General features: G+C 53.0%; 9 protein-coding genes and 1 tRNA gene. 5 read left to right on the top strand and 5 right to left on the bottom strand.

Annotated elements, in window-relative coordinates:
- The 5 genes from K0A93_13115 to K0A93_13095 form a co-directional block, all read left to right on the top strand.
- Window positions 1–510, top strand: a 510-nt coding sequence (locus tag K0A93_13115; GenBank protein MBW6513028.1) for an indolepyruvate oxidoreductase subunit beta, incomplete at its 5' end; no start/stop codon positions are given.
- Window positions 511–549: 39 nt separating this feature from the next.
- Entirely contained in the window at window positions 550–1,854 is a 1,305-nt protein-coding gene (locus K0A93_13110; GenBank protein MBW6513027.1) for a phenylacetate--CoA ligase, read from the top strand.
- Window positions 1,855–1,873: 19 nt separating this feature from the next.
- Window positions 1,874–2,305 carry an ACT domain-containing protein gene (locus tag K0A93_13105; protein ID MBW6513026.1) on the top strand — a complete coding sequence of 144 codons (432 nt, stop codon included), beginning with the start codon at window positions 1,874–1,876 and terminating at the stop codon, window positions 2,303–2,305.
- 12 nt (window positions 2,306–2,317) lie between these two features.
- Window positions 2,318–3,655 carry a phenylacetate--CoA ligase gene (locus tag K0A93_13100; protein ID MBW6513025.1) on the top strand — a complete coding sequence of 446 codons (1,338 nt, stop codon included), beginning with the start codon at window positions 2,318–2,320 and terminating at the stop codon, window positions 3,653–3,655.
- Window positions 3,656–3,719: 64 nt separating this feature from the next.
- Window positions 3,720–3,796 (top strand) — tRNA-Pro (locus tag K0A93_13095).
- 177 nt (window positions 3,797–3,973) lie between these two features.
- Here the strand turns inward: K0A93_13095 and recG are convergent.
- The 5 genes from recG to K0A93_13070 all read right to left on the bottom strand — a co-directional run.
- Window positions 3,974–6,142 (bottom strand): ATP-dependent DNA helicase RecG, encoded by a 2,169-nt coding sequence (recG, locus tag K0A93_13090; protein MBW6513024.1) that lies wholly within the window; start codon window positions 6,140–6,142, stop codon window positions 3,974–3,976.
- A 16-nt stretch (window positions 6,143–6,158) separates the two neighbouring features.
- Entirely contained in the window at window positions 6,159–6,359 is a 201-nt protein-coding gene (locus K0A93_13085; protein MBW6513023.1) for a DUF1858 domain-containing protein, read from the bottom strand.
- 57 nt (window positions 6,360–6,416) lie between these two features.
- Window positions 6,417–6,893, bottom strand: a complete 477-nt coding sequence (gene greA, locus K0A93_13080) for a transcription elongation factor GreA (protein ID MBW6513022.1) — start codon at window positions 6,891–6,893, stop codon at window positions 6,417–6,419.
- A gap of 123 nt (window positions 6,894–7,016) precedes the next feature.
- Window positions 7,017–10,253 carry a carbamoyl-phosphate synthase large subunit gene (carB, locus tag K0A93_13075; GenBank protein ID MBW6513021.1) on the bottom strand — a complete coding sequence of 1,079 codons (3,237 nt, stop codon included), beginning with the start codon at window positions 10,251–10,253 and terminating at the stop codon, window positions 7,017–7,019.
- A gap of 42 nt (window positions 10,254–10,295) precedes the next feature.
- Window positions 10,296–11,270, bottom strand: a 975-nt coding sequence (locus tag K0A93_13070; protein ID MBW6513020.1) for an ATP-grasp domain-containing protein, incomplete at its 5' end; no start/stop codon positions are given.

Here is an 11,270-nt window from a genome sequence, read left to right as displayed (position 1 = left end):
ACCGAGGTCCTGATGCTCGCCGGTTATGATGTTAAAAAGGCCGAAGTGCACGGGATGGCGCAGCGTGGCGGGAGCGTAGTTTCGCATGTCCGTTTCGGGAGCAAAGTTCATTCGGCGATTATTCCGGAAGGGGAGGCGGATATTCTCTTCGGTTTCGAGCTGCTTGAAACTTACCGTTGTCTCCCTTTGCTCGGAGCAAACGGGAAGGTGCTGGCCAACGATCTGAAAATTATGCCGCTGCCGGTGGCTATCGGTAAAGAGCAGTATCCGGCCAGACTGGCTGAAAAAATTATTGCACAGGTACCGCAGAGCCGGATAGTCAACGGTTTGCAACTGGCGATCCAGGCCGGTAATGACCGCACTGTTAATACCGTCTTGCTCGGTACGCTGGCCACGCTTCTCGATATCGATTTGGACCTGTGGCGGCAGGCCATCAAGAAACTGGTGCCGGAGAAGTTTTGCGCAGTCAACCTCAAAGCCTTTGAATCAGGTTTAACTGTTGGCTTTTAACTACATGATTTTTAACATTTATCTCCAGGGGAATGGATCATGATCTGGAATGACGATTTTGAAACTTTACCACGGGAAGCCATTGCCTCGCTGCAACTGAAACGGTTAAAACAGACGCTCGACCGGGTCAGTGTCGCCGTCCCGCTTTATCAGGAGAAATTCAGCGCGGCCAAAATTGGAATGGCGCAGATCAAGTCCCTCGACGATTTGCGGCGCTTGCCGTTCACACTCAAACAGGATTTGCGTGACAACTATCCTTACGGGATGTTTGCCGTCCCGCTCGATGAAATTGTTCGCATCCATGCTTCTTCCGGGACGACCGGCAAGCCGACCGTTGTCGGTTACACCAGACGTGATATCGATATCTGGGCAGAGCTGATGGCCCGAGCCTTTGTCGCCGCCGGTTCCCATCGTGGCGATGTGATCCATAATGCTTACGGCTACGGTCTTTTTACCGGTGGGCTAGGGGCCCATTACGGTGCAGAACGGCTCGGCGCTTCCGTCATTCCGATGTCGGGAGGCAATACCAAAAAGCAGATCATGATCATGAAGGACTTCGGTTCAACAGTATTGACCTGTACACCGTCTTATGCTCTCTATCTGGCCGAGGCGGCGTTGGAAGAGGGGGTTGATATTCGCAAGCTTCCGCTGCGTATTGGCATCCATGGTGCTGAACCATGGAGTGAGCAGATGCGTAGCGAGATTGAAGAAAAACTCGGAATTAAAGCGATGGATATCTACGGTCTGTCCGAAATCCTTGGGCCAGGCGTCGCCATTGAATGCGTTGAGGAACAGCACGGCCTGCATATCTGGGAAGATCATTTCATCCCCGAAATCATCAATCCGGAAACAGGTGAACCCGTTCCGGCCGGGGAAAAGGGGGAATTGGTCATTACTACCATCACCAAAGAGGGGATCCCGTTGATCCGCTACCGAACCCGCGATATTACGCGCTTGATCGTCGAGCCCTGCACCTGTGGTCGCACTCATGTGCGCCTCGAACGCATGAGTGGTCGAAGTGATGACATGCTGATTATCCGCGGGGTCAATGTCTTTCCATCACAAATTGAAAGTGTTCTTTTTTCGATCGAAGGGATTGAACCACACTATCAGCTGATCGTTGATCGGGCGGATAACCTGGATACTCTTGAAGTGCAGGTTGAGGTTAATGAACAAACGTTTTCCGATGAAATCAAGGTTTTGCAAAAGCTCAGTCATCATATTACCAAGGATATCAAGGATTTACTCGGAGTAACCTGCAAGGTCCGCCTGGTGGAGCCGAAGTCGATTGCCCGCAGTGAAGGAAAAGCGCAGCGCGTAATCGATAAGCGACTCGATAAATAATAAGGATAAGGAGCAGCTGATGAAAGTTGAACAGATTTCTATCTTTATCGAGAACAAATCGGGGCGCCTCGCCGAAGTGTCCCGGGTGCTGGGCGACTCTGGCATTAATATCCGTGCACTGTCTCTTGCTGACACCTCCGATTTCGGCATTCTGCGTCTGATCGTCGATCAGACCGACAAAGCCAAGACGTTCCTCAAAGAACACGGTTTCACCGTCAACAAGACAGAGGTCGTTGCAGTCGAAGTTCCCGATCGCCCCAAAGGGCTTTGCGGAATCCTTGAAATTCTTGATGCGCATAAAATCAATGTCGAATATATGTACGCCTATGTTGAGCGCAGCAACAGCAATGCGATCATTATCTTCCGTTTTGATCAGGTTGAAGCCGCGATCAAGGTTCTGACCGCAAATGATGTCGTCGTCCTCAAGGGCGAGCGCATCTATACGTTGTAAGGCTTGATCGATATGCCGTTGACCAAAGCACACACCTACGGGCTCGATAACCGGATATGGGATCCCGTGCATGAATGCATGGAGCGCGAGGAACTGCGCAAGTTGCAGTTTGAACGACTGCAAACGACGCTGCATCGCGCTTATCACAAGGTGCCGTGCTATCAAAAGAAATTCCAGGAAGCAAAGATCACTCCGGAAGATGTGCGGTCACTGGATGACTTGTCCATCCTGCCATTTACCACCAAAGAAGATCTGCGTGTGAACTATCCCTACGGCATGTTCGCGGTACCAATGCGCGATGTCGTCCGGATTCATTCTTCCTCGGGCACCACCGGCAAACCGACCGTGGTTGGCTATTCGCGCAATGACCTGAATACCTGGACAGAACTGGTGGCGCGTTTTATGACCGCCGCCGGGGTGGTTGAAGATGATATTGTGCACATTGCCTTCGGCTACGGACTTTTCACCGGTGCTTTTGGGCTGCACTATGGTGCTGAACGGATTGGTGCCTCGGTCATTCCGATGTCGAGTGGTAATACCGACAAACAGCTGATGATCATGCAGGACTATAAGTCGTCGGTGCTGGTATGTACACCTTCATATGCGCTGACCATGGTTGACCGGATGGAAACTCTGGGAATCGACCCCAAACAGCTCGACCTGCGCGTCGGTCTGTTTGGGGCAGAACCGTGGAGTGAAGAGATGCGCCGGGAGCTGGAAACCCGGCTTGACATTATTGCGACCGATAATTACGGCATGTCGGAGATCATGGGGCCAGGAGTCTCGGGAGATTGCCTTTACCGCAACGGCATGCATATTTCTGAAGATCATTTCATTGCCGAAATCATCGATCCTGAAACCGGAGCGGCATTGCCTGCAGGGGAAACCGGAGAACTGGTGCTGACCAACATCACCAAAGAAGCACTGCCAATCATCCGTTATCGCACCCGTGATATTACCTGTCTGGATTATTCTCCATGTCCCTGTGGCCGGACGACAGTGAGAATGGCAAAGACCATGGGGCGTTCCGACGATATGTTGATCATCAAAGGTGTCAACGTTTTTCCGACCCAGATTGAGGAAGTACTTTTTCAGGCAGAAGGGATCGAACCGCATTATCAGCTGATCGTTGAGCGGGTCAATAATATGGATACGCTTGAAGTTCAGGTCGAGGTCAACGAGAAAATCTTCTTCGATGAAATGAAAAGGCAGCGCGCGTTTGTGAACCAGATGGAAAAACAACTTGCCTCGGCACTCGGCTTAAGCGCCAAGGTCAAGCTGGTAGAGCCGTCGTCCATGCCACGCCATGAGGGGAAGGCACAGCGTGTCATCGACCGCCGCAAGATATAGATAAGCACCTGTTTCTCCTTGACTTAAATAACATGTTACAGCATAATTACAAACGTTGAATTAACGGGGCGTAGCGCAGCCTGGTAGCGCACTTGACTGGGGGTCAAGTGGTCGGAGGTTCGAATCCTCTCGCCCCGACCATATCAAATAAAAACGGTCTTGACTTCGGTTGAGACCGTTTTTTTTTGAACAGGGCACAGGCGATACCCGATTTAGCGGATGCGATGGCAGCACCCGCCAAGTTGCAGGATTAAACGTTACGTCGCATAAGATATATTATGTAAACTTTGAGAATTATAAAAAATCATCAACAGAGAATCATCCAACACTTGCCAATTCCAGACGCGTCCCCCAGCGTTGCATCAGAACCACCCGCAAATCGCGAAAGCGGTCTGAACTGAAAAACTCCGGGTCTTCCGCCAAGGCGAAAGCATCCTGTCGAGCTTCCTCAAGCACCCGACCATCGGTAAGAAGATTCGCAACCCGAAAGTCAGGGATCCCTGATTGACGCGTGCCAAGGAATTCTCCGGGACCGCGAATCGCAAGATCCTCCTCGGCGATCTTAAAACCGTCAGTCGTCGCCACCATCACTGCCAAACGTTGTTGGCCCTCTGCACTGCACTGCGCCGAGCGAATCAGCACACAGGTGCCACCGCCTTCACCACGGCCAATGCGTCCCCGCAGCTGATGCAGTTGAGCCAAACCAAAACGCTCGGCATGTTCGACGACCATTACTGTCGCATTCGGCACATCAATGCCGACTTCGATGACCGTGGTTGAAACCATTATATCGATCGTGCGCGCCTTGAATTCGCGCATGATTTCTTCCTTTTCATCGGCTTTCATGCGTCCATGCAATAAGCCTATGCGATAATCAGGAAAAATTTGTTGTAACGTAGCAGCAGCATCGGTCGCCGCCAACAGATCACTGTTTTCCGATTCCTCTATCAACGGGTACACCACGTACGCCTGACGCCCGGCTTGCAGCGCACGGGCAATGATCTGATGTGCCTGGTCACGGGCTGAATCAAAGAGTACCCGAGTCTTCACAGGCGTTCGTCCAGGGGGCATTTCGTCGATCACCGAAAGCGCCAGATCCCCATAGAGGGTCAATGCCAGGGTGCGCGGAATCGGCGTCGCGGTCATCACCAGAATGTCAGGATTACGTTCCGGGCATTCCACCGTTGCCCCCTTCTTGCGCAGTTGATTGCGTTGTTTGACTCCAAAGCGATGTTGTTCATCGACTACCCCCAACCCCAGTCGATTGAAGATCACGTCCTCCTGCAAAACAGCGTGGGTCCCGACGAGAAGATCGATTTCACCGGCAGCCAGTCGTGACAACAGTTCACTCCGGTTCTTCCTGCTTGTCGATCCTGACAGGAACGCAATTTCCAGCCCCAGCTCCTTGAACCAGCCGCGATAATTCAAATAATGCTGCTCCGCGAGGATTTCAGTCGGTGCGACAACGGCCACCTGGGTTTCGTTTTCAATCGCAATCAACGCCGCCATCAGCGCAACGATGGTCTTGCCACTGCCGACATCCCCCTGCACCAGTCGATTCATGGGATGCGGTTGCATCATGTCGCGTTTAATTTCACCGAGAACCCGACGTTGGGCGTCCGTCAGGCGAAATGGCAGCAGGGCCGCAAGGGGTTTGGTGAACACGTGGTTGACGGCAAAGGGAATCCCCGCTTCGAGGATCACCCCTCTCCTTCTCAGCGCCAGTCCCAGCTCAAGGTAAAAAAATTCATCATAAACCAGAGAACGATGTGCCTCGGCGAGATATGTCTCCAGCTTTTCATTTTGTGCAGGAACAGGATTATGGGCACACGCCAATGCTTCGGCGAGGGGCATCAACCGCCGTCGCTGGATAATTTCAGGGGGTTGAACCGAGACGGCAAACGCTGCAAAACGGTTCACCAGTTCATACCAGATCTTACGTGCGGTTTTCTGGTGCAGCCCTTCTGTCAGCGGATAAATCGGAACAATGCGCCCGTAATTGAGGGGATCGACGGTCGATAAGGTGAGGGGATCCTGGTCGTGAGCAAGAAATTCGACGTCGGGGTGATGTACTTCCCGGAGTGCGCCGAAGCGTTTGACGTCGCCGATAAAAACCGCCCGGCGACCGACGGCATATTGTTTTTCAAACCAGGCTTTGCGGTAATGGAACCACTTAAGAGAGATGTAACCACTATTGTCGCTGACCACGACTTCATAGATACGACGACGGGATTTGCTGGTCAGGGTTTCGGCAGAGGAGATGATTTCGCCGCTGAATATCTCCTGGCGGCCATCACGCAACTGGGCAATCTTACGCACCTGCCGTCGGTCTTCATAACGCAACGGCAGATGGTAGAGGGCATCGTCTACTGTCTTGAGACCGAGGGTGGCTAATTTGTCAAGCACGCGCGGCCCGACACCACGGATCCGGTCAAGAGGGGCTGAAAGCAGCTCATGACTGCGTTCAGGAGATGGAGATGGGGGCATTGCTCCCCTTTTATCGCTATTTGACGACGGCGTTGAGCTCGGCGAGCAGTTCATTGACGTCAATGCCATGGGCCGTTGCGCCCTGCTCCAGCGATTCATTTTGAGCACCCATACAGCCGACACAACCAAGGTTGAACTTCTGCAACACCTTGATCGTTTCGCGATTCAATTGCATCACTTGCTGGAAGGTCATGTCTTTGGTAATTTTTTCACTCATGGTTTTCTCCACATGTCGTTTGCAGATGACGCTGCGCCATTATATGCAACAAACGATTTATTCGTAAACAATATTGATGATTTCGTAAACTTTTGTGCCTGAAGGAACCTTGATGCGCACCTCATCATCGACCTGATGGCCGATCAGCGCCCTGCCGACCGGTGAAGTGACAGAGATTTTCCCCAGCTTGAGGTTCGCTTCATCCTCGCCAACCAGCTGATATGTCACTTCAATTTCGGTATCGACATCGAGCATCGTCACCTTGGCACCAAACACGATCTTATCCGCTGCAATTTGAGATACATCAATCACCTGGGCACGAGCCAGCTTGTCACTCAAGTCACGAATCCGCCCTTCAATCATCCCCTGCCGGTCTTTGGCCGCATCGTATTCGGCATTTTCAGAAAGATCACCGTGACCGCGAGCAATTTCAATATCCTTGACCACCTTGGGTCGTTCAAACCTTATCAGATTCTTCAGTTCTTCCTGCAGCGTAGCATGACCTTCCAGGGTCATCGGCACATTATCAGACATAATCCTGCAATCCTTCGTTGATAAAAAATCAGCGGGCGGGGAAAACCCGCCCGACAGTTAGTGTTCAGAGTGCTTTGGTTAAAAAAACAGACCTTCGCTCGTACTGAGTCAAGGTCAACGGTGCTAATAATACTCTTGTAGCGGTTTAACGTCAAGGCTTTCTCGCTGCAAAGCGAGGATTGCACCAACAGCGGCCCGGATACCCGCGACGGTGGTAAAATAGGCAATGTCTGCCATCAGCGTTGTGCGGCGAATGGTGTAGGAATCCTGGATTGATTGTTCACCGAATGTTGTATTGAAAACCAGATCGATTTCATTATTTTTGAGTGCATCAACGCAATGCGGCCGCCCTTCCATCACCTTGTTAATCAGCTGTGACTCAATGCCATGTTCGCACAGATAGTTATGCGTGCCACTGGTGGCGACGATCTTAAAACCGGCAGCAACCAACTTGCGTGCAGGATCGAGTACCCCCGGTTTGTCGTCCTCCTTGACGCTGATAAAAACCTTGCCTGCAAGCGGCAACTTGACGCCGGCACCGCGCTGAGCCTTGGCAAACGCCTTGGCAAAATCGACATCGATCCCCATCACTTCACCGGTGGACTTCATCTCCGGGCCGAGCAGCGTGTCCACTCCGGGGAATTTGACGAACGGAAAGACGGATTCCTTGATGGAGACATGTTCAGGGATGATCTCTGTGCAGATGCCAAGTTCAGCAAGGGTCTTGCCAGCCATCAGCCGTGCCGCAATCTTGGCCAGCGGTCGACCGGTTGCTTTCGAAACAAAGGGTGATGTCCGGCTGGCGCGCGGATTAACCTCGATCAGAAAAACGGTATCGTCCTTCACCGCAAACTGAATATTCATCAAGCCGATAACACCGATTTCCAGTGCCAGGGCACAGGTCTGCCGCCGAATCTCGGCAAGAATCGCGGGTGACAGCGAATAAGGCGGGAGCGAACATGCTGAGTCACCGGAATGAATCCCCGCCTCTTCAATATGTTCCATCACGCCACCGATCACTACCGCCGTGCCATCCGCCAACGCATCGACATCGACTTCAATCGCAGCATCAAGAAATTTGTCAATCAAAACAGGATGTTCCGGCGAAGCCTTAACGGCAAACTGCATATAGTGACGCAACCGTTCACTGCTGTAAACGATTTCCATTGCCCGGCCACCGAGCACATAGGAAGGTCGCACCACTACCGGATAGCCGATCCGCTCAGCTATTGCTTCGGCCTCAAGCGTAGAATGTGCGATACCGTTCTCCGGCTGTTTCAGGTCAAGTTTGTGCAACAGGGCCTGAAAACGTTCGCGGTCCTCGGCGCGGTCGATCGCATCAGGCGGGGTGCCAATGATCGGTACCCCGGCTTTTTCCAGGGCAACGGCCAGTTTCAGCGGGGTTTGTCCACCGAACTGGACGATCACTCCAACCGGTTTTTCCACCGCGACAATTTCCAGCACATCCTCAAATGTCAACGGCTCAAAATACAAACGATCCGAGGTGTCGTAGTCGGTCGAGACCGTTTCCGGGTTGCAGTTCACCATGATCGTCTCGAAACCGTCCTCAGCCAGCGCAAAAGCACCGTGAACACAGCAATAATCGAATTCTATCCCCTGCCCGATCCGGTTCGGTCCGCCGCCGAGAATCATGATTTTACGCCGGCCGGTTGGCTCTGCCTCGCATTCTGACTCATAGGTCGAATAAAGATAAGGGGTGTGCGCTGCAAATTCAGCCCCACAGGTGTCAACCCGTTTGTAAACCGGACGAACTCCGGTTTTGTGACGGAGCTCCCGCACCGTGCCTTCGTCGGTCGCCCACAACATGGCCAGGCGCAGATCGGAAAAACCGTACGCCTTTGCTTCGCGCAGCAGCGTGACCATCTCGGCACTGCCGCTGGCAATATCGGCCTGCGCCGCAATCAGCCGCCCTTCCATGTCGATAATCTGCCGCACATTGTCAAGAAACCAGGGGTCGATCCCGGTAAACCGATAGATCTCCTCAATACTCATCCCGAAGCGTAAGGCGTCACCGATATACCAGAGACGCTCCCAGTTGGGGACACTCAGTTTTTCGCGCAACAACGCCTGTTGCTCCGGGTCGAGCTTCCCGACAGCATTGGGAAAACGGCTTTCGAACCCGCAGGAACCAATTTCCATCGAACGCAACGCTTTCTGGAAACTTTCCTTAAAGGTGCGTCCAATAGCCATGGCCTCACCGACCGATTTCATCTGGGTGGTCAGCGTTGCATTCGCCTGGGGGAACTTCTCGAAAGTAAAACGCGGAATTTTGGTCACAACATAATCAATTGTTGGTTCAAACGATGCCAATGTCTCTTGGGTGATATCGTTCGGTATTTCATCAAGCGTGTAGCCAACGGAGAGTTTTGCGGCAATTTTGGCGATGGGAAATCCGGTCGCTTTCGACGCCAGTGCTGAAGAGCGCGATACCCGCGGGTTCATCTCGATGACGACCAGTCGCCCATCGTTGGGATTAATTCCGAACTGAATGTTCGAACCACCGGTCTCAACACCAATTTCGCGAATGATTTTGAGGGAAGCATCACGCAGAATCTGATATTCCTTGTCGGTCAAGGTCTGGGCCGGAGCGACGGTAATCGAATCACCGGTATGGACCCCCATCGCGTCGAAATTTTCGATCGAGCAAATAATAACGACATTGTCAGCCATGTCGCGCATCACTTCGAGTTCATATTCCTTCCAGCCGATTATCGATTCCTCGATCAGCACCTCATTGGTTGGCGAGGCCTCAATCCCGGCCATGGCGATGTGCTCGTATTCTTCGCGATTGTAGGCAATACCGCCACCGGTGCCACCCAAAGTAAAGGACGGACGAATGATGGCCGGAAAACCGACTTGATCGATGATGTCAATCGCTTCCTGACGATTATGTGCCAGCCCGCTGCGCGGCACGGCTACCCCGATACGGGCCATCGCCGCCTTGAACAGCGTGCGATCCTCGGCCATCTCGATTGCCGGCAGTTTGGCTCCGATCAGCTCGACATTATACCTGGCGAGAACCCCGTTCCTGGCGACCGCCACGGCGGTGTTCAGACCGGTTTGACCGCCCAGCGTCGGCAGGATCGCGTCGGGGCGTTCTGTGGCGATGATCTTCTCCAGCGACTCCGGAGTTACCGGCTCGATATAGGTGCGGTCGGCAAAGTCGGGGTCGGTCATGATCGTGGCCGGATTCGAGTTAAGAAGAATGACCTCGTAGCCTTCTTCTTTCAACGCTTTGCAGGCCTGAGTCCCCGAATAGTCGAATTCACAGGCCTGGCCGATGATAATCGGCCCGGCGCCGATGATGAGAATTTTCTTGATGTCAGTACGTTTGGGCATGATCTTTCCTTAATAAATCCAATTTATTCGCAAACAGGCAGATCAACCCAGATCGCTGTGATATTCCTGCAACGAACGGATGTTGCCCTTGCCGCGTAATCTGGCAGCGATCCCCAACGCAGCGGCCTGCGCAGCGGCGGCCGTGGTGATATAAGGGATCTTGTAACGGATCGCCGTTTTGCGGATATAGGAATCGTCATGCAAACTCTGTTTACCGATAGGGGTATTGATGACCAACTGTATCTCACCATTTTTCAGAGCATCACCGATATTCGGTCGCCCCTCATGCATTTTCAGGATAGGTTCTGCCACCAACCCCTGAGCACGCAGGAAATCGCAGGTACCCGACGTTGCTCGCAAGGTGAAACCAAGCGCATGAAACAGTCGCGAGGCTTCAAGAATGGCCATTTTATCGGCTTCAGCAATGGTCAACAGAACACACCCCTTGAGCGGCAGGCAGGTTCCTGTTGCTTCCTGAGCCTTGAAGAATGCCAGGCCGTAGCTGTCGGCCAGCCCCAGCGCCTCACCGGTCGAACGCATCTCGGGACCGAGTACCGGATCGACCTCGGGGAACATGTTGAAAGGGAAAACCGCCTCTTTGACGCCAAAATAAGGGACGAGCCGTTGCTGCAGATTGAGCTTTCGCAACGGCTGCCCCAACATGACCTGCACCGCCAGTCGCGGCATCGGAATGGCGCACACCTTCGAAACCAGCGGCACGGTACGGCTGGCGCGGGGGTTGGCTTCGAGGATATAAACCTGATCGCGATGAATCGCGTACTGAATGTTCATCAGCCCGACGACTCCCATCTCAATCGCGATACGTTCGGTATATTCGGTCATGGTGGCAATATGCTCGGGGGAAATATTGACCGGCGGAATCACGCAAGCGGAATCACCGGAGTGTACTCCGGCCATTTCGATATGTTCCATCACCGCCGGGACAAAAGCATCGACGCCGTCACAGATGGCATCGGCTTCGGCTTCGAGCGCATTATCGAGAAAACGGTCGATCAA

Source organism: Desulfuromonadaceae bacterium (genome assembly GCA_019429445.1).
Classification (GTDB): Bacteria; Desulfobacterota; Desulfuromonadia; order Desulfuromonadales; family JAHYIW01; genus JAHYIW01.
The sequence above is the reverse complement of the archived record's forward strand: the minus strand, read 5'-3'. Positions and strand labels throughout refer to the sequence as shown.

Bases quoted from the DNA above. Each gene is read 5' to 3' on its own strand.
- greA (MBW6513022.1), bottom strand. From the start codon at position 6,893: ATGTCTGATAATGTGCCGATGACCCTGGAAGGTCATGCTACGCTGCAG.
- recG (MBW6513024.1), bottom strand. From the start codon at position 6,142: ATGCCCCCATCTCCATCTCCTGAACGCAGTCATGAGCTGCTTTCAGCC.
- K0A93_13110 (MBW6513027.1), top strand. From the start codon at position 550: ATGATCTGGAATGACGATTTTGAAACTTTACCACGGGAAGCCATTGCC.
- K0A93_13100 (MBW6513025.1), top strand. From the start codon at position 2,318: ATGCCGTTGACCAAAGCACACACCTACGGGCTCGATAACCGGATATGG.
- carB (MBW6513021.1), bottom strand. From the start codon at position 10,253: ATGCCCAAACGTACTGACATCAAGAAAATTCTCATCATCGGCGCCGGG.
- K0A93_13085 (MBW6513023.1), bottom strand. From the start codon at position 6,359: ATGAGTGAAAAAATTACCAAAGACATGACCTTCCAGCAAGTGATGCAA.
- K0A93_13105 (MBW6513026.1), top strand. From the start codon at position 1,874: ATGAAAGTTGAACAGATTTCTATCTTTATCGAGAACAAATCGGGGCGC.